Here is a 23,564-nt window from a genome sequence, read left to right as displayed (position 1 = left end):
ATGGCTGACATCCAAAACAATCTCCCCCCGCAAGCGATCACGCCGCCGCCTTCCGGCCGCATGGTGGCCGCCCGCGAATTCTGGGCCAACTTCTCACGCAATCGCGGCGCCGTGGTGGCAGGTTTGATCGTGCTGCTGCTGATCCTGGTCGCGCTGTTCGCGCCGCTGATCGCACCGCATAGCCCGATCGAGCAATATCGCGACTACGTGAAGATCCCGCCCGCGTGGCTCGATGGAGGCAACGGCATGTTCCTGCTTGGCACCGACGAAGCCGGCCGCGACATCCTCTCGCGTCTCATGTACGGCGCTCGGCTGTCGTTCTGGATCGGCTTCGTGTCCGTGGTGCTGGCGCTGATTCCGGGCATCGTGCTCGGTCTCATGGCCGCGTTCTTCCACTGGCTCGACACGCCGATCATGCGCGTCATGGACGTGCTGCTCGCGCTGCCCTCGCTGCTGCTGGCGGTCGCGGTCGTGGCGATCATCGGGCCGGGACTCGTCAACACGATGCTCGCCATCGCCATCGTCGCGCTGCCGGGCTATGTGCGGCTCACGCGCGCCTCCGCGCTCGGCGAGTTGCAGAAGGAATACGTGACGGCTTCGCGGGTGGCCGGCGCGGGCACCGTGCGCCTGATGTTCTCGCAAGTGCTGCCCAACTGCGCGGCGCCGCTGATCGTGCAGGCCACGCTCGGTTTCTCGTCCGCCATTCTCGATGCCGCCGCGCTCGGCTTCCTCGGCCTCGGCGTGCAGCCGCCGGCGGCGGAGTGGGGCGCGATGCTGGCCTCGGCGCGCGACTATATCGAAAGCGCCTGGTGGATCGTCACCATGCCGGGCCTCTCGATTTTGATCTCGGTGCTCGTCATCAATCTCCTGGGCGACGGGCTGCGCGACGCGCTCGATCCGAAACTGAAGCGGATGGGCTGACGACATGAATGACCTTTTGACTATCCGCAATCTGCAGGTGACGTTCGGTGGCACGCAGGCCGTCGATCGCATCGACCTGTCCGTGAAGCCCGGCGAAGTGGTGGGCGTGGTCGGCGAATCCGGCTCGGGAAAAAGCGTCACGATGATGGCGCTGATGGGCCTCATCGACGCGCCCGGCAAGGTCAGCGCCGACCAGGTCACCTTCGACGGCAAGGACTTGCTGAAGGCCTCGGCGCGTGAGCGTCGCAGGATCATCGGCAAGGACATCGCGATGGTGTTCCAGGACGCGCTGACGAGCCTGAACCCGAGCTACACCGTCGGCTATCAGATCAAGGAAGTGCTGAAGCTGCACGAGGGCCTGCGCGGCGACGCGCTGCACAAGCGCGCGGTCGAACTGCTCGACCAGGTCGGCATTCCGGATGCAAAGAGCCGCATCGAGTCGTTCCCGCACCAGATGTCGGGCGGCATGAACCAGCGCGTGATGATCGCGATGGCGGTGGCGTGCAACCCCAAGCTGCTGATCGCCGACGAGCCCACCACCGCGCTCGACGTGACCATCCAGGCGCAGATCATGGAACTGCTCGTGCGCCTGCAGAAGGAACGCGGCATGGCGCTGGTGCTGATCTCGCACGATCTTGCCGTGGTCTCCGAAGTGGCGCAGCGCGTGGCGGTGATGTACGCGGGCGAGATCATCGAAACGAATCACGTGCCGACGATCTTCAGTGAGCCGCATCATCCCTATACCGAAGCGCTGCTCGCCGCGATTCCCGAGCATAGCCGCGGCGCCGCACGGCTGGCGGCGCTGCCGGGCATGGTGCCGGGCAAGGACGATCGCCCGAGCGGCTGTCTGTTTGCGCCGCGCTGCAAGTATGTCGTCGAGGCCTGCTGGAAGGGCCGGCCGGACCTGTTCCCGCTGGACAGCAACGATCCGGCGGTGCGCGCGCGCTGCATCAAGCCGTTGAACATCGACGTAGTGGTGGAAGGAGGCGCGCGATGAACGCCGTACCCAAGCAGCTCAATCAGGACATCGTGCTGGCGGCGGACCAGCTCGCGAAACATTACGACGTGAAGCGCAGCGCGTTCCAGCACGGCACGGTGAAGGCGCTGAACGGCGTGTCGTTCGAACTGAAGCGCGGGCATACGCTCGCGGTCGTCGGCGAATCGGGCTGCGGCAAGTCAACGCTCGCCCGTCAGTTGACGATGATCGAAACGCCGACGTCGGGCCGCCTGCTGATCGAAGGCGATGATGTCGCCGGCGCGAGCAAGGCGAAGGTCGCCGAGTTAAGGCAACGCATCCAGATGGTGTTCCAGAACCCGTTCGCTTCGCTGAACCCGCGCAAGACCGTCGAGCAGACGCTCGGCGAACCGCTTGCAATCAACACCAAGCTCAGCGCCACCGAACGCGCCGAGCGCATCGCCCACATGATGCGCACGGTCGGGCTGCGTCCGGAGCATGCGTCGCGCTATCCGCACATGTTCTCCGGCGGACAGCGCCAGCGCGTGGCGATCGCGCGCGCGATGATCCTCGATCCGCAGATCGTCGTCGCGGACGAGCCGGTCTCCGCGCTCGATGTCTCCATCCAGGCGCAGATCCTCAATCTGTTCATGGACCTGCAGGAGCAGTTCGGCACGAGCTATGTGTTCATCTCGCACAATCTCTCGGTGGTCGAGCACATTGCCGACGATGTGATGGTGATGTACTTTGGCGGCATCGCCGAACTCGGCGACAAGGAGACCATCTACGCCCGGCCGCGCCATCCGTACACGCGCGCGCTGATGTCCGCCACGCCCGCGCTGTTCGAGGAAGACCGGCGCATCAAGATCAAGCTGCAGGGCGAAATGCCGTCGCCGCTCAATCCGCCTTCGGGCTGCACGTTCCATCAGCGCTGCCCGTATGCGATCGAACGCTGCCGCGCCGAGGAGCCGAAGCTGCGCGTGGTGGACGGACGGCAGGTGTCGTGTCATCGCGCGGAGGAGGTCGGCGAAGACGAGGGCTGATTTCCCGGTCGGCCCTGCGCGACTTCGCGTTGATTCATGCAGACGAATGGACGGGCCGACACACGAATGTTTTAAGATGTCGGTCGTGCCGGATTCACACGTCAAGCCGCGCTTCTTCCGCGCGGCGTTCGCCCATGCGACAGCCCTTGCGCTGTCGCTCGTGCTGTTTACGGCCGGACTTTGCGTCGCTTCCGACAGTTTTGCCGTCGGCGGTTCGCGCACCCCGCAGGCCGCCGGCGACGCCGGACCGGCCGCCGCGCCTTCCCGGCAAGTACCTCCGCCGCGCACCGACCGCTCGAACGGCACCACGGCAAGCGGCCCGGTCCGCGCGCAGCCGCCGCGCATGCCGTTCTACGTCGCGACCAAGGGCGCCACAACCATTTACGTGCTCGGCACGCTGCACGTCGGTTTCCCGAACGACTATCCGCCCGAGCAACCGTTTCGCGCACGCATACTCGCCGCGCTCGAAGCGTCGCCTACGCTCGCGCTCGAGATTTCCCCCGACGACCTCCTGCTGTCCCAGGAAGACGTGAACCGCTACGGCATGTGCCGCAGCGAGTGCCTGCTCGACTATCTGCCCGATCCGATGTGGCAGCAGGTCGAGACGCGCATGCGCTCGCATCCGGAGGCGCTGAAGCAGTTGCGGCACACGCGGCCGTGGCTGGCGTCGATGCTGATCGAAACCTACGACACGCTCAAGGCCGGTTTCGAAAGCGAGTACGGCACCGAGGCGCAGTTGCAGAACGTCTATCTGCGGGCGCGCGGAAAGATTGTCGGGCTGGAGTCGTTGAACGAACAGATTTCCACCTTCACGCGGCTGACGTCGGCGCAGCAGCGCGAGATGCTCGGACAGGATCTCGTGCAGACGCCGGCCGAGAACATCGCGGATGTAAAGGAACTGCACCGGCTGTGGCGCATCGGCGATGCGGACGCGCTCAAGGCCTGGGACGATGCGAAGTCGAGCAAGCTGGCCAGGAACCGGTCGCTGGCCGCCCAGGTCGACAATCGCGTGGTGTATGAACGCAACCGGCGCTTCGTGCAGCGCATGGTGCAGATGGCGGCGCCGGATAAACCCGTGTTCGTGGCCATCGGGGCATTGCATCTGGGCGGGCCGCGCGGCGTGCTGGAGCTGCTCAGGAAGCGAGGCTTCGTGGTCGAGCCGGCATAAGGCCGATCCACATCGATTGACGATGCTTCCCCGCGTGACGACACTTCTTCACATGCGCGGTGAAAGAAAGACTCTACACTGCGTCTTTGCTTCCTATCCGCTGCGCCGACCGCGCACACCTGTCTCCACCCGTGCGCACGCCATTGCTGATCCGCTGCTTCATCGCGATGTCATGGGCTATCGCGCTCATCCTCTCATTCATCCTCTCATTCATCTTCTCGTTGGCGCCGGCCCGAGCCCGTTCCGGCGATGCCGCGCCGATCTTCGCAAGCGCGGGTCCTCCGCCCGTCGGCGTGCAGGTCAAGATCGAGACCTTCACTGAGCAGGACGCCGGAGCGATCACGCGCGCCGGCTTCCGTTTCATTCGCCTTGGCTTATGGACGGACCACATGGACGATACCGCCTACATGCAGCGTGTCGCGTCGGCTTTCGACCTCGCGACGCGCGCCAGGCTGCCCGTCCTGCTGACCCTTCGCTCGACCCGTCCGCTGCTGGCGTCGGGCGAGACGGGCGGCCGGCTTCTGAACCTCGCCGGCAAGCGTTTCGGCATGCAGGTGCGCGCCGTGGCGCGCACCTATGCGCCCGAACTGATCGGCATCGAGTTGTGGAACGAGCCGGATCTGGACCGCTACTGGCCCACGGGAAACGTCCGCGAGACCTTTGCGCCGTTCATGCACGGCGTCTGCGACGAACTCCGGCGCGCGCCGCTTCCCGTTCCAGTGGCGGGCTTCGGCTTTGCGCACGCGCCGCGCCGCGACAATACGGCCGGAGCGCTGCTGGACGCCGTGCTCGCTGCGTCGCCGGGCTGCATCGATACCGTGTCGTATCACGCATACGGAATGACCTCCGCCCAGATCAACGCCACCGCCCGACGTCTGCGCGACCGCTACGGGCTGCCTGCCGCCATCACCGAATGGGGCGCGCCGTCCCGGGGCGCAGTCACGAGCAGCCCGGCAGGGCAGGCAAGCCGCGTCGATGCGTTCGTTGCCGCGCTCGACACACTGAGCGCCTCCCTCGTCTCCCTTTACGAGTGGAAGGACACCGCGCGGGCGGGCAATGAGCGGGAACGCAGTTTCGGTCTCGTCGACGCCGACGGCGCGCCCAAGCCCGCGCTCGCACCGGTGCTCGACTATGTCGGCAAGGCGTCCGGCGGCCGCTGATGCCCGGCATGCAGGGACCGGGCGGCATCGGCCCGGGCAGCGAGCAGGGTCATGCAGAAGAGCGACACGCTCGACAGATGCCGCACGTAGCTGCCGAGATCGGGCTCGAACAGCATTGAAACGGCGATATGCCCCATGACCAGACACGCGAGCACGTCCATGACGGGGTTCGCGTCGGCGATGTGCCGGAAGGGCCGCGCGGATCGCCAGGCGACGATGACGAACACCTGCATGGCGAGGCCGCGCGGATCGGGCGAAAACAGCAGCGGCAGATGCAGCCTCACCACGGCATGGAGATAGTCGATACAGAACGCCGCGAAGGAATCCGGCGGCATCAGATTGTGAAAGCTCGTGCGCGCGCCGAAGGGCGACTGGACCATGAGATAGTCGACCGCCATGTCGCGCGGCAGCAGGAGCGCGATGTACACGCCCGACGGCAACAGCAGCAGGGCGAGCACGAGCAGGCCCGCCAGCACGATCCGTCCGCGCCGGCCGGCACGCCGGAACAGCAGCACGGCCGCGGCAGCCGCGCCGATCAGCAGGAAATAGCGGCGCACCAGCAGCGCGTAGACGACATAGGCGCCCACGCCGACCGCCACCGTGAACGCCACGCGCCATCGCGCGAGCGACCACACGATCAGCAGTGAGATCGCCACCACCAGCGTATCTTTCGATGCAACGAACAAGTTGAAGAAGACACAGGGCGCGCCGAGCAGAAGCGCCACCCCCAGCGCCCCGGCATGTCTGGCGCGGGCCAGCATGCACTGGATGAACCCGATGCCGATCGCGACCACGAGGACATCGAGCAGCGTCGGACCGAAGAGCGCAAAGAACTGGCCCACCGCATCGAAGGACGAACCCTCGTAGGTGCTCGCGCCGTCCATCTGCGCCTGGATCTTGTCGGCGTCCCGAAACAGAAAGTCGGGCAGCAGCGACCTGCCCGCCACGAACAGCAGAAGGTACGCGCACGAAGCCAGTCCCGCCAGCCAGGCCGTCACGCCGCGGCTGAGACGGGGACCCGTGAGCATGATCCGCTCAAGCATCGGCGCGCGCTCCCGCCGGTTGGCCGCGCTGGGCCCATCCGAGCGCGATCAGCGCCGTGGTGCTGGCGAGCAGATGAGCCAGCGCGATCCGGACGGTACCCGGACCCGCGCCGTCACCGGCAATGAGCCAGAAAGAAAGGGGCAGCGAAGCGAGCGCCGCGCAGCACAGGGCAACGACGATCCGACGCCCCCTGCTACGCGCGATGCAGGCGGCCCAGAGCACATCGCCCGTGGAGCGCAGCAGGAACGAAACCAGCAGAACGGCGAGGGTCAGGCAGGCAAACCCCGTGGCGCGCTCCTTCGCCATCCAGAAGATGAGCGGAGCGGCACAGCCGATGCCCAGCGCCACCGCCACGCTCACGGCGGCGTTACTGCGCAGGGACGCACGCAGCGTGACGCGCCAGGTCTCTTGCAAGCCACCCGCCGCCCGCGCCAGACGCGGCCCCGCGATCACCCCGACGCTCGCGAACGCGATCGTCTGTACCGCATTCGCGACCGACCACAGGAAGACGTAGCGCCCGACTTCCCCGGCCGGGAGCAAGGCCGACGCGATAAGGCGTTCCGCGTACTGCAAACCGGCGAGCAGCACGCCGCCGACATGGAACGGCACGCCTGCGCGCCAGATCGGGCGCAGCGCCGCTGCCGGACGCGCCGCGCCATGCTGCATGCGGCCGTCCGATGCCAGCCGTGAAAGCAGCGCCCAGCCCCACAGGATGACCGCGAGATTCGTCACCGTCCACAGCACGAAGACGGCCCGCACGTCGTCAAGCGCGCCCGTCAGCAGACCGGCTATGGCGAAGACGGACCAGCCGCCGGTACGCACGAACAACATCGAGGAGCCGGCGCGCGCGCGGTGCACCGAAAACACATAGGCGTTGACCTCCATCGCATAGTGTTCGCTGGCCGCGACCAACAGCAGCAGACCCAGCGTTCGCGGGTCGGATGCGGCGCCCGGGAGCCAGCCGCACAGCGAAGCCGTCATGGCGCCGCACAGGGCGCTCGCATGGAGCATCCCATAGACGCGCCGCAGCGCACGCGCCGTGGCGATCGCGGCACGCGGATCCGCTTCGCTCAAGCGCCGGTTCAGTTCGGCGCCGAAACCAAGTCCGCACAATTTCGACGCGATGACCGAAGCGGCGACGGCCAAGCCGTAGTCGGCGACCGCGCCCAGGCCCAAGGTGCGTGCGAGGACGATCGTCAGTCCGAACTTGGCCGCAAGGGACAGCGCACGCGACAGGAGGCGCCAGACCATCGTCGCGGTTCCTCAGGCTTCGACCGGACGCTGCGCGTCGCGGCGCGGATGGCCGAGCATCGTCTTCGTGCCCGCGGCGTGGCGCAGTATCTCGATGAGCGCGGCCCGCTGCCCGGCGATACGCGTCAGCGCGCGCTCCGTCGCGTCCCAGAACGCCGGCAGCGCGTGCGGCGCGAACAGGCGCTGCACGACCGACGAGGCGTCGAAATCCGCGGCATTCGCCACCCAGCGCGGGATGGCGAGGTCGCCGTACGCGCCGAAGCCCTTGCGCTCGTAGCTGAGATGGAACGCGGGCACGCCATGCAACAGGGACTCGAGTGCGCCGTGCAGGCGCACCGACACGACCACATCCGGCGTGTCGTGCTCCAGCAGATGGCGCAGACCCGGCAGCGTTTCGCCGATGCCCAGCCGCCGGTAGTAGGCGGCGTCGTCGTTGCCGCGCCCCGTGCTCTGCACCGCGAAACTGAGCCGGCACTCGTTGCGCAGCAAGGCGATCAGTTCGCGCGTCGACTGCGCGTAGCGTTCGCGTTGCGGGCGGCTCCAGCTCGGCGCGTCGCGCAGCACCAGGGCGACGTGCCGCACGCCGTGCGGACGTGCTGCGGCCTGCGCCAGCGCGGCGTCGCGCGACCGGGCGAATTCGAGCACGGCCAGATCCGGCATGCGCATGACGTTCGCGTTGCCGGCAAGAAAGGCCTCGGAGCGGTCGTCGCGCACGCACACCGTAGCGCACCCCGCCAGTGCTTCGCGCAGCCGGCCGGCGGCCCGATCCGACAGGGCGGACGAACAGCTCATCGCCGGCCCGATGCTTTGCGGCAGATACACCGTTGGCTTGCGCGCGGCGCGTGCGGCGTCCGCCTGCACGAGATGCCCGAGCGCCAGCTTGGCCGCCTCGACGCCATTGCGCGCACGCAAGTAGCCGCCGCCGACCCCGACGATCAGATCGCACTGCGACAGACGCTCGCGCAATCGCGCCGCCGCGGGCGTGACGACGCGGCAGGCGGTGCCCGCCGCGGCGGCGACCCGCGCAAGACCGCTCGACGCGATGACCGGCGCGGGCAGCACGTCGTCGTATTCCGGGAACGACGACGGGTCGGCGGCAACGACAGCCAGTCGAATGCGTGCGCCGAAGGCCTCGCGCAACAGGGCGGCGGACAGATCGACCAGCAACCCGTCACCGGAATTGCGACGGCTATAGGCGTGCAACAGCACGATGTTTTCGATCGTTTTCATGGTTCAGGCGTGGATGCAATGCCGATAGACGGCGAGGGTTTCGTCCACCATCCGCTCGGAGGTGAAATGGGCGGCAGCGCTCGCGCAGTTGGATCTGAGCCGCGCGAGCCGTTGCGCATCGGTCGCGAGCGCGATCACCGCTTCGGCGAAGGGCGTCGGGTCGTCGTGATTCGGCACGACGACGCCGGTGTCGCGTGCGGCGACCAGCGCGTCCGCGCCCGCGACGCGCGTGGACACGATCGGCACGCCGGCGGCGACCGATTCGACATAGACGTAGGGGAAGCCCTCGTAGCGACTCGGCAGCGCGCAGAGATCGAATGCGCCGAAGTAGCGCCGGGCGTTGGGCACGGCGCCGACGACGTGCAGATTGGCCGGCAGCGCGTCGAGCGCCACGCCGGCCGCGGCGCAGAAGTCGCCGCTGCCGATGCAGACGAACTGCACGCGCCGGCCGAGCCGCTCCTCGACCTGACGTGCGATCGACACGAAGCGATCGATACCCTTCTGGAACGCGAAGCGCCCCACCAGGCCGACGACGAAGGCGTCATCGCGCAGGCCCAGGCGGCGCCGCGCCGCTTCACGGCTCACGCGCTCGAACTCGGGCACGCCGTTATGAATGGTCGCGATACGCGGGCGGCCGATGTGCAGGTCCTCGTGCAGGTGACGCGCTTCGTCATCCGAAACAGCGATGATGCGATCGGTCAGCCTGCGCCCGAAACCGCCCTCGACAGCGCCGATCGCCCGCCGCGCGACGGCGCCGAGCGTGGGATTCAGCGTGAAGACCGCGTGCGGCGTGTAGACGTGACGCCAGGGCCCGCGGCATGCGCGCGCAAGCACGCCGGCCTTGGAGCTGTGCGAGTGCACGAGGTCCGGTCGCAGCGCGGCGAGCGTCCTGTAGAGCCGCGCGAAGGACACGAGATCGCGTGCGCCGATGGCGCGCTGCATGGGCAGGCGCGTGACCGTCGAGCATGAGGCAAGGCAGTCGGCGGTCAGCCAGTGAGAATCGAAGCGATCCCCATCGGGGCGCGCGATCAGATGCACCTCGACGCCGCGCTTCGCGAGACCGGGAAGCAGATCGGCGAGATGGGTGGCGATGCCGCCGGCCGCGGCTTCCACCACGATGGCGACGCGCAGGCGGCGCTGTGCTGCGACGTCGGCCGCGCGCGCCTGCCGCCCGCGGGCAGGCCTCATGCTGCCCTTGATGGAAATGGGCGGCTTCATGTGCGTTTCATCCGGCTGCGCAGCAACGAAAGGGCGGTTCGCCATTGCGCCCTGGGGGGCTCGCCGTAGCCATAACTGCGGTAGCCCGTTCTGCCCAGCGACGCGCGGACGGAGCGCATCGACAGCCCGTTGAGGATCAGGCCTGCGGGCTTCGTGCCGCCATGTCCGAGGCGCTTGACCGTCTCGTTCAGTTCGCCGAGCCGGGTCTCGCCGGCTCTCGCCACCAGCAACACCGCGCTGGCCTGCGACGTGAACGACGCCGCGTCCTCCACCGCGAGAACCGGCGGCGTGTCGACGAGTACGAAGTCGTACGCGCCGCGCAGGGCGTCGATCAGCTCGCCGGCGCGCGCGGACAGCAGCAATTCGGCGGGGCGGTCGGACGGTGAGCCCGCCGCGACGAAATCCAGACGAGGCGCTTCGATCCGGTGAATGACGCGCTCCGGGCTCACGCTTCCCGCAATCAGGTCCGACCAGCCGGGGCCACGCGTCACGCCCAGACAGACATTGAGGGAGGGTCTGCGCAGATCGCCATCGATGAGCAGCACACGCAGGCCCGTCGCGGCCAGCACCGCGGCGAGATTGAGCGCGATGAACGACTTGCCGGCATTCGGTGCCGCGCCCGTGATTACGACCACCTTGCCCGGCGTATCCGGCCCGGTCATGCGCAACGCGGTGCGCAGGCTGCGCAGGCTTTCGATGGCTCGATCGTGCGGCGCCTCGACGGCGAGCAGCGCGGCACGCGTGGCTTCCGGGCTCGCGAGCGCAGTTCGAAGCAAACGCTGCGCGGCTGAAAAGGGCACCGTCGCCAGCACCGGCAAGCCTGTGCCGCGCTCGATTTCATCGGCCGAGTGGACCGCGCCGGCCAGGAACTCCCGCACGAATGCATAGGCAAGGCCGGCGAGCAGGCCGCCCAGCAGCGAAGCGGCCGCCACGAGCGGCCGTTTCGGCCACGCGGGATCTTGCGCGACGATCGGCGCGTCGATCATCCGGACGCTGCCGACCCTGCCGGCCTTGACGAGTTGCAACTGCTGCGCGTTGGCGAGCGTCGAGGTATAGAGGTCGGTGCTGACCTTCACGTCCAGCGTGAGCCGGGCGGCCGTCTGTTCGATATCGGGCAGGCGGGCCAGCGCGGAGTCGAAGGCGGCGATCTGCGCACGCAGCAGCGCGATCTGCCGGTCCGCCGCAACCACGCCCGGGTGCTGCGGCGTGTAGCGGGTCGCGAGTTCCGCGCGCTTCTGCTGCAGGGTGATCAACTGGGCACGCGCTTCCGCCTGCTGCTGCATTCCGGTCGCGATCTGCGTCGGCACATCGATGACGCCGCGCTCGTCGCGCATGCGGGTGTAGCGCGCCTGCGCGTCATCAAGCTGCCGTTTCAGCTCAGGCAGTTGCGCCATCAGGAAGCCGAGCGATTGAGCCGCATCGGCATATTTGCGCTCCACGTTCTGGCGGACGTACTGCTCGCCAATCTCGCGCAGCGTGCGGCTGGTGCGCTCTGCGTCGCGTCCCAGCAAGGTCGCGACGATCACGCCCGACTGCCTGACCTTTTCCTGGACGTCGAGGCGTTGCTGGAGCTTGACGACGGTGTCGTCGAAGCCGTGCCGGATCACGGAAAAGGCGGTGCCCGGACGCGCGTCGAGGCTCGCCACGGTGATGATCAGCGGCCCGGACGGCGTGTTCACGCGGCTCTCGGCGCCGACGCGCCCGTGCAGCGGGACGTCGAGCAAGGCGCCGGCGAGCGTGTATCGGCCTCCGGCCTCCACCTTTAGCATGAAGGGCTCGTCCTGCCATGGCGCCGGCACGTCGAAGCGGCTCACGTCGGCGCGCTCGCGGCCCCATGCGTAGCCGCCAAAGCCGAACACGCCGGGAGCGAGCGGACCATCCTGAAAGCGCGAAACGAAATCGCCGATCAACGGGAAACGCACCGGCGCCGCCTCGATGTGCAGATACTGCCTCTCGACGGCGCGCGAGACCACGAGGCGCGACGTGATGATCTGAGCCTCCGCCGCGGCGGAGGACTTGACGTCGAAAAACGTCGACATCTGGCTGGGAAGATTGCCGGCCAAGCCTGCGGCGGCGCCGTCCTCGACCTGGATCAGGATGTCCGCCTGATACTTCGGCGGCCACAGAAAACTCCAGCCGATGCCGGCCAGCCCGACCACGGACACGATCAGGACGATGCGCCGCGCGTTCGTGAGAAGCGTGTCGAGGAGCGTAATGACATCGAGTTCGGCGCTGGCGGCCAGGCCGTGTCGATCGGGGTAGGGCATGAATGGATCTATCTGGAAAGTGGAGCGCGGCGCACCGGGGCAGCGGCCGGTCGGACGGTGCGATTGCGCTGGTCGGGTTCAGGGCGTGGCATGCGAGGCAGGGCGCAGACGGCCGAGCCATTCGCGCAGGCCGGATTCGATGTGCGTGAGCGCAGCTTCGAAGGCCGCGCGGCCCTGCCGGTATGGATCGCCGACATCGCGCTGGGCGGCGTGCATCAGCCGGTAGACACGGCCGCGCGCGAAGGGGTGGCGCGCGAGCAGCGTCTCGCGCTGGCCGAGCGCCATGACGAGGATGAGATCGTGACGACGCAGCAATACGGAACTCGCCGGGCGCGCCACGTGACCCGACAGGTCGATGCCGCGCGCCCGCATCAGTTCGACAGCCTGCGGGTCCGCCGGCTGGCCGGTCAGCGCATGCGTGCCGGCGGATCCCACCTCGATCCCCGGCATCGCCTGAGCGAGCAGCGCCGCCGCCAACGGGCTACGGCAGATGTTTCCCTCACAGACCATCAGCACGGAGCGGATCATTTCGCGATCACTCCCGCCGTGAGTCCCGAGCTGATCAGCGGCATCAGCAAGGTCAGCACGCGGTTGAACCGCACGAGGCCGTTGCCGTCGACATAGACGACGTCGTTCAGCTGCAGCTCGAAGTCCTTCGCGACGAGCATCGACACCGGCGAACGGCTGTCGAGATGGAAGACTTGCGGCGTGCCGTCGAGTGAACGGATCACGAACATCTGCGCCGTGTCGGCCGTGTTCGCATTGATGCTGCCCGCCTGAGCGAGCGCGTCCGCGAGCGACAGGCGGCCGTCGCGGCGCGGCCGCGCGGAACCCGGCTTGTTGACTTCGCCCAGCACATAGACCGCGTTTTCATCGCGCGATGCGACCCGCAACATGTCGCCGGCCCTCAGGTAGAGCCGTGACGGGCTGAGATCCTGCGCAAGCAGCTGCGGCACGTCGATGCGCTGCGAGACGCCCTCGCGCACCAGGACAACATCGCTTTGATCCGCGTTCTCGCTGAAGCCGCCCGCGCGGGCGACGGCGTCGTAGAAACTGAGCGGCACGTCGGTCAACGACAGGGCGCCCGGGCTGCGCACTTCACCGTCGACATAGACCTGGCGCGAGCGGTACGACGCCATGCGTACGGTGACCTGCGGCTTGATCAGATAGGCCGCGAGCGCGGCGCGCAGGCGCTGCTGGATCTGCTCCGTGCGCAGGCCCGCGACCTTGAGCGTGCCCGCGTACGGAAACTGGAGCGTGCCGTCCTGGTCCACGACGAAGCCTGCCGCCGGATCGCTCGCCTTCGCCGATCCCTGGCCCTGCGCCGGTCCGAGCGCCGCGGCGAACTCCGGGTGGTCCCAGACGACGATCTGCAGCACGTCGCCTGCGCCGACCGTATAGGTCTCCGGCGCAGCGAACAGACGCTTTGCCTGCTGGTCCTGCCGTCCCTTGCGCTCGGCGGCGAAGCGCTGGACGAGACTCAGGTCGAGTTCCGTGACCGGCAGCGCGGGCGCGGCTGCCGAAGGCTCCGTGTAGCGGCTGTCCTCCTGACCCGCCGCCACGTTCGGGCCGACCGGCATGTGAAAGCCCGGCGCCGACGCGCAGGCGCCCAGCAGCCCCGTCAGCGCGAGCGCGGCGACGATGTGGGACGGTATCGAGTGCTTCATGTCGGGTTCCTGCACTTCAGTACGCGTTGCGATGCACGAGGCCGCGCACGACGGTCGCCGCGACGATGCGCAAGTCGAACGCGAACGACCAGTTGCTGAGATAGAAGAGATCGTGTTCGACGCGCTGCCGCATCATCTCCACGGAGCTCGTCTCGCCGCGCAGGCCGTTGACCTGGGCCCAGCCGGTGATGCCGGGCTTGATGCGATAGCGGTGGATGTAGTCGTCGACGATGTTCTGATACAGCGCGTCGTGCTCGATCGCATGCGGCCGGGGGCCGACCACGGACATGTCGCCGCGCAGCACATTGAAGAACTGCGGCAACTCGTCGAGGCTGGTGCGGCGCAGGAAGGCGCCGACGCCCGTGATGCGCCGATCGTTCCGGGTGGCTTGCACCACCACGCCGTCTTCGCGCTGATGCGCGCGCATCGTGCGGAACTTGTAGATCTGGAAGGGTTGGCCGTTCGCACCGTGACGCCGCTGCTGGAACAGCACCGGGCCGCGCGACGACACCTTGATGGCCAGCGCGATCGCAATCAGCAGCGGCGCGCACGCCACGATCGCGCAGGTGGCGAAGACCAGGTCGAACAGCGTCTTGGCGGCGACCGCATCGCCGGTGAGGGGCGCCGCGACAAGGTTGATGGCGAGCGTGGTATCGAGATCGGCGCTCTCGCTGCGAAAGCGCGCGACGCCGCGGACGTCCGGAATGAACCGGATGTTGACGAAATCGTTACGGAATGTCTCGAGAAAGCGCTGCAGCGTCGCTTCGTCGGTGAGCGGCAGCACGAGCCACACTTCGTTGATGCGATGCGCGCGCACGTGCGCGGCGAATGTCTCGATGTCGCGCAAGCGCAGCGCGCCCGGGTAACGCGCATCCGATTCAGGATCCAGGTCGAATACGGCGCCGATCCCGCAACCCGCGTCGGGCATCGCCATCACGCGCCGCACGAATGCCGCGCAGCGCTCGCCGCGACCGACCACCGCCACTGAAAAGCGTCGCGCGCCCGCCATGCGTTCGCCAAGGCGGCAGAGGATCACGCTGCCCGCCGTCAGGCCGCTCAGGCAGACGAACCAGTCCATCGAAGGCGCGTAGCCGCGATGCATCCGGTTGACCACCCCGACCGCGAGCGCTTCGCACACGATCCAGCCCAGCGCCGGCAGCAGGACGTGCCGCGCCAATGCCCGCCGGGCCGGACGCTTGAGACGGAGACCGGACGACAGACTCAATGCGAATACGATCGCGAAGGCCGTGACGGCGCTGTCGTAACCCGCGTTGGCCGCGTGACCGAAGCGGCTTTCGGCGACCAGCGAGCAGACCATGACGAGCAGCGTCTCGAGCAAACGAAACAGCAAATCGGGGGCCGCCGGGAAATTCAGAAAATGGCTGTAAGTCGGCAAACGCATGACAGGATCGATGACGAAAGATCAGTTCCCCGAAAGTCGCGATGTGCGAAAGGCGGAAAAAGCCACGCCTCGGTTCATTCAGGAAACACGCGATCGGCATCGCACGCAGTACGCCAACGAGTTACTTGCGGAGCAACTCTGCATCCTCACTTGTCGAGCGAGCGCCGAACCAAACGTGCGCAGTCTCCTTGATCGACGCGGGATGCAACCATAGGCGCGCTCTGAATCTGGGCGGTGTCCGATTCCTGCAAATGACAGTCGTCAGAGGGTTCTGACTCCCGCGCCCAATATCGCGATCACACGCGCGCATTCGAATGCCTGAGCGCAATGCTCACGGGTTGCAATGCTGATAACGAGCATCAAAAAATCCGGACGGACCTGCGTCGAAGTTCTGATGCCGCGAGGGAAGGGGACGAGACGAACCGCCGCGGCTATCGACGCCGGCGCGCGGTTGACAAGCGGAAACAAGCGGAAGAAAGGAAGGGGACTGCGAGGAGGGAAGTTTCACGAGAGCACGCGGAAGCTGCGTGCTCTCACGCCGATGCTCAGATGAACATCAGCCAGTTCAGCAGGAAGATGTTGGCGATCAACAGCGTCAGCGCGGTCGGCACCTGCACCTTGATGACCGCGTTCTTGTCGGGCAGTTCGAGCAGCGCTGAAGGCACGATGTTGAAGTTCGCGGCCATCGGCGTCATCAGCGTGCCGCAGTAGCCCGAGAACATGCCGATGGCGGCCATCGTCGCGGGATTGCCGTGGAACACGCCGACCAGGATCGGCACGCCGACGCCGCCCGTCATCACCGGGAACGCCGCGAAGCCGTTGCCCATGACCATCGTGAACAACGCCATGCCGATCACGTACACCGCCACCGCGACGAAGCGGTAGTCCATGTTGACGTAGGCGGTCGTCACGTGCGCGACGGCCTTGCCCACGCCCGCATCCGAGAACACCAGCCCGAGCATGCCGAGCATCTGCGGCAGCACGGCGGCCCACGACAGCGCGTCGATCAGGCGGCGCGTTTCGCGCATCGACTGGCCGACGGTATCGCGCGTCATCACGCAGGCAATCGCCAGCGCGATCACGCAGCCGACGCCGAAGCCGATCAGCGTCACGTTCTTCAGTTCGATCAGCGGCGTGCCGCCGAACACCAGATACTTCGCGCCGAGCGTGAGGACGACGGTCACGACCGGAATGGTCAGCGCCGGAATGAAGAGCTTGTTGCCGAGACGCACGGCGCTCTGGCGACGGGTTTCTTCTGAGAGCATCTTCGGCTTCGCGCCGGTGACGCCGCCGAACCCGGCGATCAGCGCCATCGCGACTACCAGCACGCCGACGACCGGCACCGGAATCCAGTCGCCGATCAGGAAGATCAGCGCGTAGATCAGCCAGAAGCCGCCCGCGGTGAGCCTGCGCGGATGCGACTTGTCCGTGAGGATCATGCCCGCGACGACCACGAGCACGATGCCGACGAGATAGAACAGATAGTTGATCGTGAGCGTCATGCCTTCTCTCCGGCGACGTTGCGCGTCAGGGCGCCAAGTTCGCGCGCGAGTCTGCGGTCGAGCAGCCACAGGCGGAAGCCATGGATCAGGAAGGCGCAGATCGCCGTGGGAATGCCCCACACGGCGACATGCATCGGTTCGACCACGATGCCCGCCTCCTTCAGGAAGGTGGTCATCAGCACGATCGCGCCGAACGCCACGAAGATGTCCTCGCCGAAGAACAGGCCGACGTTGTCAGTCGCCGCCGAGTAGGCGCGCAGCTTGTGGCGCACCGTATCGGACAGCTTGCCGTAGCGGGCTTCGGTGGCGCCTTCGGCCATCGGCGCGAGCAGCGGGCGCACCATCTGCGGATGACCGCCGAGCCCGGTCAGGCCCACCGCCGCCGTGATCTCGCGCACGAACAGATAGACGATCAGCAGGCGCCCGGCCGTCGCCGCCTTGATGCTGGAAATCCACATCTGCGCGCGTTCGCGCAGGCCGTGACGCTCCAGCAGTCCGATCACCGCGAGCGGCAACAAGATGATGAGCGGAATGTTGCGGGTCTTGAGAAAGCCGCTGCCGATCGCGGTCAGGATTTTCTCGACCGGGAAGTGCGCCGCCAGCCCGGTGATGATCGCGGCGGCGGCGACGATCAGCATCGGATTGAAGCGCAGGACAAAGCCCACGATGATGACGGCCACGCCAATGAGCGGCCATAGGTTGACTGCGGTGTTGACTGCGGTTGCCATGAGTTCTCCAAACGGATCAAGCGTCACGCCTCGAACCGGGCGCGTGGTTTTATTGCTTGTGGTTTGCTGCTTGCGACTGCGCGGCTCTGCCGGCCGCTTGCTGACGCGCCCCGGTTGCGCGGGATGCGCTTTGACTCAGTGAGAAGGCGTCATTCGGCGTGCGCCGCGCGAACCTCGATGCCCGCATCGGCGAGCGCGCCGCGGATCCGGCGCGCGAACGCCAGCGCGTGCGCGCCGTCGCCGTGCAGGCAGATGGTCTGCGCGTTGAGCGGCACCCATTCGCCCGACACGGCCTGCACGCGCTGTTCGCGGACCATCGCGAGCGTGCGGTCGAGCACGAGGTTTTCATCGTCGAGCAGCGCGCCCGGTTCCTTGCGCGGCACGAGCGAGCCGTCCGCGCGGTAGCCGCGGTCCGCGAACACTTCCTCGATCGCGATGAGTCCGGCGCGCCGCGCGGCCTCCACCAGCCCGCTGTTGGCGAGTCCGAACACGAGCAGCGACGGGTCGAAGTCGCGCACCGCGGAGACGATCGCATCGGCGATGTCCGTGCTTCTCGCCGCCTGGTTGTAGAGCGCGCCGTGCGGCTTCACGTGCGCGATGCGCCCGCCCTCCGCCTGCGCGATCGCCGACAGCGCGCCCAGCTGATACAGCACGCCCGCGTAGATCTCTTCGGGCGGCAGGTCCATTTCCTTGCGGCCGAAGTTCTCCGGGTCGTTGAAGCTTGGATGCGCGCCGATGGCCACGCCTTTCTCGACGGCCCAGCGCACGCAGTCGCGCATCGCGGTGGCGCCGCCGGCGTGCCAGCCACACGCGATGTTGGCGGAGCTGACGAGGTCGAGCAGCGCTTCGTCGGTGCCGCAGCCTTCGCCGAGATCGGCATTGAGATCGATTTCCATGATGTTTCGTACAAGTCCTTACGTTGAATGTTGCGCGCGACGCGCGGCGTCCGGCGCGGCCCTCATGCGCCTGCGCGCGCGATGCGTTCCTCGTGCATGGCGATGGCCGTTTCCACCTGGCTCACATACTGGCGTTCTTCCGCGAGCGCATGGCGCGCCTCTTCCACCGATGTCTCGATGAAGCGCACGCCGCCGTTCAGCCGCACCTGCGCGAGCTTCCACACGTCCGCGCGGATGACCGCGCCGATCTTCGGATAGCCGCCCGTGGTCTGGGCATCGCCCATCAGGATGATGGGCTGGCCGTTCGGCGGCACCTGGATCGTGCCGGGCAACACCGCGTGCGACAGCAGTTCCACCTTGCGGGTCCGTTCGAGCGCCGTGCCCGCGAGGCGGAAGCCCATGCGGTTGCTGTTCGGCGTGATGGTCCACTCCTCGTTCCAGAAGGCCTGCTGGGCGGCATCGCCGAAGCTGTCGTATTCCGGACCGCGCAGCACGCGCACCGGGACCGCCCACGCCAGGCCCGGCGCGTGACGGCCGCGCCGCACCGGTTCGTCGACCAGCACGAACTTGCACCACGCCGGCGCCTTCACGCCGAACGCGGGCTCTTCCGGTGAGAACGCAATGCCCTTGTGCGGCTGCGGCACGCCGACGGGCAAACGGTCGCCGTCGCGCAGCGCGCGGCCGCCGAGACCGCCGAAGCAGGCGCCGAGATCGGTGGAACGCGAACCGAGCATCGGCAGCACGTCGATGCCGCCCGCGATGCACACATAACAACGCATGCCGCGCTTGGCCGCGCGCAGCGTCAGTTCCTGGCCCGCGCGCACCGGCAGGCTCCACCAGGAATAGACCGGCTTGTCGTCGAGCGTGGCGCCGAAATCGGTTCCAGCGATGGCAATGCGTGTCGCATGCTTGAAGCGCAGCACGGTCGGCCCGAAGGTGACCTCGATGCCCGCCGCATCCGGCCGGTTGCCGACGATGCGGTTGCCCACTTCGAGCGACAGCGCATCGAGCGCGCCGCCCGAGCTCACGCCCAGATGGCGATAGCCGGGGCGGCCAAGATCCTGTACCGAGCTGAGCACGCCCGCGCGAATCACGTCGATCATGCGCGGACCTCCAGCGCCGTGAAGCGCACGCGGTCGCCGGGCTGCATCAGCGTCGGCGGGTTTCTGGCCGGATCGAACAGCTTGAGTTCGGTGCGGCCAAGCAGTTGCCAGCCGCCCGGCGACACCGCCGGATAAATGCCCGTCTGCGCCCCGCCGATCCCCACCGATCCCGCCGGCACTTCGAGGCGCGGCTCGGCGCGGCGCGGCATGTGCAGCGCGGGGTCGAGCCCGCCCAGGTAGGCGAAGCCCGGCTGGAAGCCCAGGAAGAACACGATGTATTCGGCTTGCGTGTGCCGCTTCACGACTTCATCGACGGACAGGCCCACATGCCGCGCCAGTTCGACGAGATCCGGGCCGTCCGCGCCGCCGTAGCGCACCGGAATCTCGATCTCAGCCGCCTCGGTTTCAGTGGCCTGGACGGCGTCCCAGCCGCTCTGCAGCTGCGCCGCGAGCGTTTCGTAGTCCACTTTCAATGGGTCGAACACGAGGGTCAGGTTGTTCATGCCCGGCACGACTTCGACGACGTGCGGCATCAGGCGGGCGTGTTCCGCCAGCGCCCAGACGCGGCGTTGGCAGTCGAGCGTGGCGGGCGGCGCGGTGTCGAGCACCAGCGCGGAATCGCCGAGCGGATGAATACTGGGTTGGGTCATGCCTTGAGTTCGCTGTTTCGCGACAAGAAAAAGTGCCGGTCGGGCGCTCATCGCATCGTCGCAGAATGGTACATTGTCAATAAATTATCAAGAAATTATCAATACAGGTTTTCGCCGAGGCGCGCGGTACGCTGGTAAAAACGCCCTGCGCTACACTCCAACGCACACTAATAACGGGCGAATGCCATGCCGCGCCATCCCACCAAGATCGTCTCCTCCGAACATCTCGTGTCCGAAACCAGCGCGGAACTGTCGGAGTTCGAGTACGGGCTCATCATGGCGGGAAACGCGTTCAATCGCTGGATGGTGCGCTGCATGTCGGCAGCGGGAGCCAAGGACATGACCGCAGTGGAGGTGTCGCTGCTGCACCACGTGAGCCATCGCGACCGCAAGAAGAAGCTCGCCGACATCTGCTTCGTGCTGAATATCGAGGACACGCACGTCGCCACGTATGCGCTCAAGAAGCTGGTCGGGCGCGGCTATGTGCAGAGCGAGAAAACCGGCAAGGAAGTGTTCTTCTCCGCGACGCCGGCAGGGCGCGAATTGTGCGGGCGGTATCGCGAGGTGCGCGAGGCTTGCCTGATCGAGACGCTGCGCGAGAGCGGCCTCACCAATGAGCAGATCGGCGAAGCGGCGCAGCTGATGCGCAATGCTTCCGGTCTGTATGACACCGCCGCACGCGCGGCGGCATCGCTATAAATCAAGGTAGCGCCCGGCTCAGGCTTCCGTGACGATCGCGTCGAGCGGCAGGTCGTGGATTTCGCGCGGCAGCGCGCCGCAGCGGCATGCCTCGAACGCGACGCCCAGCGTGACCGGCCGCCGCGCACCCGGCCACGCGGCCAGCGTGCGGTCGTAATAGCCGCCGCCATATCCCAGCCGATAACCATCCGCGTCGAAACCGACACACGGAATCAGCAGCAGATCCGGCACCACGACGCGTTCTTCGGCAGGCACCGGAATCCGGTAGCGGCCTTCCTTCATGGGCATATCGGCGCGCCATGCGTGAAAGACCATCGGCGCGCGCGGCTCGACGACGACTGGCAGCGCCGCTTCACGTGACGCGTCTTCGGCGAGCCAGCGCGTGATGACATCGCGCGCGTCGAACTCGCCCGCCACCGGCCAGTAGAAGCCGACGCACTGCGCCGCGTGGCGTTCGAGGGCCTCGCGCAGGCGCGCGGCGAGGGCGGCGTGCAGGTCGGCGTAACCCGGCTGTTCAGCCAGCGCTTCGCGACGTTCGAGCAGGGTCGCGCGCAGTGCACTCTTGGGTTCACTCTTAAGCAATTTCTCAGGCGCGTGTTCCGATGTCGCGCAAACGTTGCGTGATATGCTTTCTTCCGACCTCAGGACTCGCTTCAAGACCATTCGCGCTCCAGAAATAAAGATGTCAAAACGCCTCAACCGAGTATATCCCGCGGTCTGCGCCGCCCTTGCCGCGCTTTCCCTCGTTGCCTGCGGCACGGCCTCCGCTGTCCCTCCCGACGCCGATTTCACCCCCGGTTCCGACGACCGCATCTTCCTGCAGCTGCGCGACGCCGCCCGCGCAAACGACGCCGGCAAAGCTGCTGCGCTCGCCGCGCAGATTCCGTCCTATCCGGCGCCGAGCTATCTCGAATACTTCACGCTCAAGCCGCAATTGTTCGATTCGCAGGGCCACGCGCGCATCGACGCGCCGGACGCGCCCGTGCTGTCGTTCCTGCAGCGCTATGACGGCCAGGCCATTGCAGACCGCATGCGCAACGACTACCTGGTGGTGCTCGGCAGCCGTCACGACTGGAAGAACTTCGAGCAGCAATACGCGCGCTTCGTGCTCAACGACGACACGCAGGTCAAGTGCTACGCGCTGGAGGCGCGCCTGTCGCGCGGTGAAAACGTCGCGGATGCCGCGCGCGCGTTGCTTGTCGATCCGAAATGGTACGGCGACGGCTGTGTCGACCTGATCGGCGCGCTGGCCGAGTCGGGCCAGTTCACGAGCGATGACATCTGGCAGCAGATCCGTCTCGCCTACGAGCAGAACTACACCAACACCGGCGGCAACATCGTCGAGACGCTGGGTCAGGAAAAGCCCAAGGACTCGCTGCTCGACGACGCCGTCAGCAAGCCGCCCATTTATCTCGCGCGTGGCGTGATGCCCAACACCCCGGCGCATCAGCTCACGTTGCTCGCCATCACGCGCATGGCCCGCAACGATCCGGCCATGGCCGCGGCCACGTTCAGTTCCGTCGCGCCGAGCCTGACGCCGACCGAGCGCGCCATCGGCTGGGGCACGATCGGCTATCAGGCGGCGGTCAAGCGCATGCCGTCGGCAGCGGACTGGTACCGGCTCTCGGCCAATGCGCAGTTGTCGAACCCGGCGTATGAGTGGCGTACTCGCAGCGCCTTGCTCGCCGGCGACTGGAACATGGTGCGCTGGTCCATCGAGCAGATGCCGCCCGGCTTGCGCAGCCAGCCGTCGTGGGTTTACTGGCATGCACGCGCCGTCAAGCAGGCCGGCGACACGGCCACGGCGAATCAGGAATTCCAGAGCATCGCGGACCAGTTCAACTTCTATGGCCAGCTCGCGCTGGAAGAACTGGGACAGAAGATCACCGTGCCGCCGCGCACCACCGTGACGGACGAGGAAATCGCGCAGATGCAGTCGGTGCCGGGCTTCGCGCTGGCGCAACGGTTCTATGCGCTGAACATGCGGCTCGAAGGCAATCGCGAATGGAACTGGCCGCTGCGCACGATGACGGACCGCCAGTTGCTCGCCGCCGCGCAGTATGCGAAGCGCATCGAACTGCTCGACCGCACCGTCAACACCGCCGACAAGACCAAGGCCGAGCACGACTTCTCGCTGCGCTTCCTGTCGCCGTACCGGGATATCGTCGAGCGTGACGCGCAGAACACCGGCCTGGACGTCGAGTGGGCGTACGGGCTGATCCGCCAGGAATCGCGCTTCATCATCAACGCGCGTTCGGAAGTGGGCGCGGGCGGCCTGATGCAGCTGATGCCGGGCACGGCGCAGCTCGTCGCGAAGAAGATCGGCATGGGTCCGGTCTCGCGCGCGCAGATGAACGAGATCAACACCAACATCCTGCTCGGCACGAATTACCTGTCGATGATCTACAATCAATTCGACAACTCGCCTGTGCTCGCCACCGCCGGCTACAACGCCGGGCCGGGCAGGCCGCGGCAGTGGCGGCAGGACTTGCGGGCGCCCGTGGAGGGCGCGGTTTTTGCTGAAACCATCCCGTTCACCGAGACTCGCGATTACGTGAAGAACGTGCTTTCGAACACCGTCTACTATGCCGCGCTGTTCGAAGGCCGTCCGCAGTCCTTGAAGGCGCGTCTGGGCTACATCGCTCCCTGACGGCGTCCCC

General features: G+C 67.2%; 21 protein-coding genes. 7 read left to right on the top strand and 14 right to left on the bottom strand.

Features of this window, described 5'->3' with window-relative positions; translation table 11 throughout:
• The 5 genes from QCE64_RS12385 to QCE64_RS12365 all read left to right on the top strand — a co-directional run bounded on the left by QCE64_RS12385 (position 1) and on the right by QCE64_RS12365 (position 5,247).
• Positions 1-921 (top strand): ABC transporter permease subunit, encoded by a 921-nt coding sequence (locus tag QCE64_RS12385; protein ID WP_310003958.1) that lies wholly within the window; start codon positions 1-3, stop codon positions 919-921.
• A 4-nt stretch (positions 922-925) separates the two neighbouring features.
• Positions 926-1,918 carry an ABC transporter ATP-binding protein gene (locus QCE64_RS12380; RefSeq protein ID WP_309810649.1) on the top strand — a complete coding sequence of 331 codons (993 nt, stop codon included), beginning with the start codon at positions 926-928 and terminating at the stop codon, positions 1,916-1,918.
• Positions 1,915-2,919, top strand: a complete 1,005-nt coding sequence (locus QCE64_RS12375; protein ID WP_309919076.1) for a peptide ABC transporter ATP-binding protein — start codon at positions 1,915-1,917, stop codon at positions 2,917-2,919. Before QCE64_RS12380 ends, QCE64_RS12375 begins: the two co-directional genes overlap by 4 nt.
• A gap of 76 nt (positions 2,920-2,995) precedes the next feature.
• Entirely contained in the window at positions 2,996-4,087 is a 1,092-nt protein-coding gene (locus QCE64_RS12370; protein WP_309919074.1) for a TraB/GumN family protein, read from the top strand.
• Positions 4,088-4,476: 389 nt separating this feature from the next.
• Positions 4,477-5,247: a hypothetical protein gene (locus QCE64_RS12365; RefSeq protein ID WP_310003956.1), complete on the top strand. Its 771-nt coding sequence runs from the start codon at positions 4,477-4,479 to the stop codon at positions 5,245-5,247.
• On the opposite strand, the gene QCE64_RS12360 is transcribed toward QCE64_RS12365, so the two are convergent.
• From QCE64_RS12360 to pxpB, 13 genes are all read right to left on the bottom strand, one after another.
• Entirely contained in the window at positions 5,217-6,275 is a 1,059-nt protein-coding gene (locus QCE64_RS12360) for a hypothetical protein (protein ID WP_310003954.1), read from the bottom strand. The genes QCE64_RS12365 and QCE64_RS12360 overlap by 31 nt on opposite strands.
• 7 nt (positions 6,276-6,282) lie before the next feature.
• The gene (locus QCE64_RS12355; protein ID WP_310003952.1) at positions 6,283-7,542 is read right to left on the bottom strand and encodes a polysaccharide biosynthesis protein; all 1,260 of its coding nucleotides are present in this window, start codon (positions 7,540-7,542) and stop codon (positions 6,283-6,285) included.
• 12 nt (positions 7,543-7,554) lie between these two features.
• Positions 7,555-8,772, bottom strand: coding sequence for a polysaccharide pyruvyl transferase family protein (locus QCE64_RS12350; RefSeq protein WP_309919062.1), 1,218 nt, complete (start codon positions 8,770-8,772; stop codon positions 7,555-7,557).
• A gap of 3 nt (positions 8,773-8,775) precedes the next feature.
• Entirely contained in the window at positions 8,776-9,990 is a 1,215-nt protein-coding gene (locus tag QCE64_RS12345) for a glycosyltransferase family 4 protein (protein WP_310003950.1), read from the bottom strand.
• Complete coding sequence (locus tag QCE64_RS12340) at positions 9,987-12,257, bottom strand: polysaccharide biosynthesis tyrosine autokinase (RefSeq protein WP_310003949.1); 2,271 nt, start codon at positions 12,255-12,257, stop codon at positions 9,987-9,989. The genes QCE64_RS12345 and QCE64_RS12340 overlap by 4 nt, the downstream gene beginning before the upstream one ends.
• 78 nt (positions 12,258-12,335) lie before the next feature.
• Positions 12,336-12,785, bottom strand: coding sequence for a low molecular weight protein-tyrosine-phosphatase (locus tag QCE64_RS12335; RefSeq protein WP_309919054.1), 450 nt, complete (start codon positions 12,783-12,785; stop codon positions 12,336-12,338).
• Positions 12,782-13,924: a polysaccharide biosynthesis/export family protein gene (locus QCE64_RS12330; RefSeq protein WP_310003947.1), complete on the bottom strand. Its 1,143-nt coding sequence runs from the start codon at positions 13,922-13,924 to the stop codon at positions 12,782-12,784. The genes QCE64_RS12335 and QCE64_RS12330 overlap by 4 nt, the downstream gene beginning before the upstream one ends.
• A 16-nt stretch (positions 13,925-13,940) precedes the next feature.
• On the bottom strand, positions 13,941-15,326 hold the full coding sequence (locus tag QCE64_RS12325) for an undecaprenyl-phosphate glucose phosphotransferase (protein ID WP_310003945.1): 1,386 nt from the start codon (positions 15,324-15,326) through the stop codon (positions 13,941-13,943).
• Between the two features lie 545 nt (positions 15,327-15,871).
• The gene (locus QCE64_RS12320; protein WP_309919047.1) at positions 15,872-16,828 is read right to left on the bottom strand and encodes a DUF979 domain-containing protein; all 957 of its coding nucleotides are present in this window, start codon (positions 16,826-16,828) and stop codon (positions 15,872-15,874) included.
• Positions 16,825-17,556: a DUF969 domain-containing protein gene (locus QCE64_RS12315; RefSeq protein ID WP_309919044.1), complete on the bottom strand. Its 732-nt coding sequence runs from the start codon at positions 17,554-17,556 to the stop codon at positions 16,825-16,827. The genes QCE64_RS12320 and QCE64_RS12315 overlap by 4 nt, the downstream gene beginning before the upstream one ends.
• A gap of 149 nt (positions 17,557-17,705) precedes the next feature.
• Complete coding sequence (gene pxpA / locus QCE64_RS12310; RefSeq protein ID WP_309810614.1) at positions 17,706-18,452, bottom strand: 5-oxoprolinase subunit PxpA; 747 nt, start codon at positions 18,450-18,452, stop codon at positions 17,706-17,708.
• Positions 18,453-18,514: 62 nt separating this feature from the next.
• A complete protein-coding gene (locus QCE64_RS12305; protein ID WP_309810612.1) occupies positions 18,515-19,555 on the bottom strand; it encodes a biotin-dependent carboxyltransferase family protein in 1,041 nt (346 codons plus the stop codon).
• Positions 19,552-20,205, bottom strand: a complete 654-nt coding sequence (pxpB, locus tag QCE64_RS12300; RefSeq protein ID WP_310003942.1) for a 5-oxoprolinase subunit PxpB — start codon at positions 20,203-20,205, stop codon at positions 19,552-19,554. Before pxpB ends, QCE64_RS12305 begins: the two co-directional genes overlap by 4 nt.
• A gap of 186 nt (positions 20,206-20,391) precedes the next feature.
• On the opposite strand from pxpB, the gene QCE64_RS12295 reads away from it, so the two are divergent.
• Complete coding sequence (locus tag QCE64_RS12295; protein WP_309810607.1) at positions 20,392-20,904, top strand: winged helix DNA-binding protein; 513 nt, start codon at positions 20,392-20,394, stop codon at positions 20,902-20,904.
• A gap of 18 nt (positions 20,905-20,922) precedes the next feature.
• Here QCE64_RS12295 and QCE64_RS12290 read toward each other — a convergent pair whose 3' ends face one another.
• Positions 20,923-21,567, bottom strand: coding sequence for a 5-formyltetrahydrofolate cyclo-ligase (locus QCE64_RS12290; RefSeq protein WP_310003940.1), 645 nt, complete (start codon positions 21,565-21,567; stop codon positions 20,923-20,925).
• A gap of 19 nt (positions 21,568-21,586) precedes the next feature.
• Between QCE64_RS12290 and QCE64_RS12285 the strand changes: the two genes are divergently transcribed.
• Complete coding sequence (locus QCE64_RS12285; protein WP_309931267.1) at positions 21,587-23,554, top strand: transglycosylase SLT domain-containing protein; 1,968 nt, start codon at positions 21,587-21,589, stop codon at positions 23,552-23,554.
• The last annotated feature ends 10 nt before the right edge of the window (positions 23,555-23,564 follow it).

It is taken from the genome of Caballeronia sp. LZ043 (assembly GCF_031451075.1).
Classification (GTDB): Bacteria; Pseudomonadota; Gammaproteobacteria; order Burkholderiales; family Burkholderiaceae; genus Caballeronia.
Note: the sequence above shows the minus strand (reverse complement) of the source record. Positions and strands in the feature narration are given on the sequence as shown.

What these genes read in the sequence shown, in the direction of transcription:
- QCE64_RS12330 (WP_310003947.1), bottom strand. Translation starts at nt 13,924, where the DNA reads ATGAAGCACTCGATACCGTCCCACATCGTCGCCGCGCTCGCGCTGACG.
- QCE64_RS12385 (WP_310003958.1), top strand. Translation starts at nt 1, where the DNA reads ATGGCTGACATCCAAAACAATCTCCCCCCGCAAGCGATCACGCCGCCG.
- QCE64_RS12315 (WP_309919044.1), bottom strand. Translation starts at nt 17,556, where the DNA reads ATGGCAACCGCAGTCAACACCGCAGTCAACCTATGGCCGCTCATTGGC.
- QCE64_RS12335 (WP_309919054.1), bottom strand. Translation starts at nt 12,785, where the DNA reads ATGATCCGCTCCGTGCTGATGGTCTGTGAGGGAAACATCTGCCGTAGC.
- QCE64_RS12350 (WP_309919062.1), bottom strand. Translation starts at nt 8,772, where the DNA reads ATGAAAACGATCGAAAACATCGTGCTGTTGCACGCCTATAGCCGTCGC.
- QCE64_RS12375 (WP_309919076.1), top strand. Translation starts at nt 1,915, where the DNA reads ATGAACGCCGTACCCAAGCAGCTCAATCAGGACATCGTGCTGGCGGCG.
- QCE64_RS12370 (WP_309919074.1), top strand. Translation starts at nt 2,996, where the DNA reads ATGTCGGTCGTGCCGGATTCACACGTCAAGCCGCGCTTCTTCCGCGCG.
- QCE64_RS12360 (WP_310003954.1), bottom strand. Translation starts at nt 6,275, where the DNA reads ATGCTCACGGGTCCCCGTCTCAGCCGCGGCGTGACGGCCTGGCTGGCG.
- QCE64_RS12290 (WP_310003940.1), bottom strand. Translation starts at nt 21,567, where the DNA reads ATGGTCTTGAAGCGAGTCCTGAGGTCGGAAGAAAGCATATCACGCAAC.
- QCE64_RS12380 (WP_309810649.1), top strand. Translation starts at nt 926, where the DNA reads ATGAATGACCTTTTGACTATCCGCAATCTGCAGGTGACGTTCGGTGGC.
- QCE64_RS12295 (WP_309810607.1), top strand. Translation starts at nt 20,392, where the DNA reads ATGCCGCGCCATCCCACCAAGATCGTCTCCTCCGAACATCTCGTGTCC.
- QCE64_RS12355 (WP_310003952.1), bottom strand. Translation starts at nt 7,542, where the DNA reads ATGGTCTGGCGCCTCCTGTCGCGTGCGCTGTCCCTTGCGGCCAAGTTC.
- QCE64_RS12305 (WP_309810612.1), bottom strand. Translation starts at nt 19,555, where the DNA reads ATGATCGACGTGATTCGCGCGGGCGTGCTCAGCTCGGTACAGGATCTT.
- QCE64_RS12340 (WP_310003949.1), bottom strand. Translation starts at nt 12,257, where the DNA reads ATGCCCTACCCCGATCGACACGGCCTGGCCGCCAGCGCCGAACTCGAT.
- QCE64_RS12365 (WP_310003956.1), top strand. Translation starts at nt 4,477, where the DNA reads ATGGACGATACCGCCTACATGCAGCGTGTCGCGTCGGCTTTCGACCTC.
- QCE64_RS12325 (WP_310003945.1), bottom strand. Translation starts at nt 15,326, where the DNA reads ATGCGTTTGCCGACTTACAGCCATTTTCTGAATTTCCCGGCGGCCCCC.
- QCE64_RS12320 (WP_309919047.1), bottom strand. Translation starts at nt 16,828, where the DNA reads ATGACGCTCACGATCAACTATCTGTTCTATCTCGTCGGCATCGTGCTC.
- QCE64_RS12285 (WP_309931267.1), top strand. Translation starts at nt 21,587, where the DNA reads ATGTCAAAACGCCTCAACCGAGTATATCCCGCGGTCTGCGCCGCCCTT.
- QCE64_RS12345 (WP_310003950.1), bottom strand. Translation starts at nt 9,990, where the DNA reads ATGAAGCCGCCCATTTCCATCAAGGGCAGCATGAGGCCTGCCCGCGGG.
- pxpB (WP_310003942.1), bottom strand. Translation starts at nt 20,205, where the DNA reads ATGACCCAACCCAGTATTCATCCGCTCGGCGATTCCGCGCTGGTGCTC.
- pxpA (WP_309810614.1), bottom strand. Translation starts at nt 18,452, where the DNA reads ATGGAAATCGATCTCAATGCCGATCTCGGCGAAGGCTGCGGCACCGAC.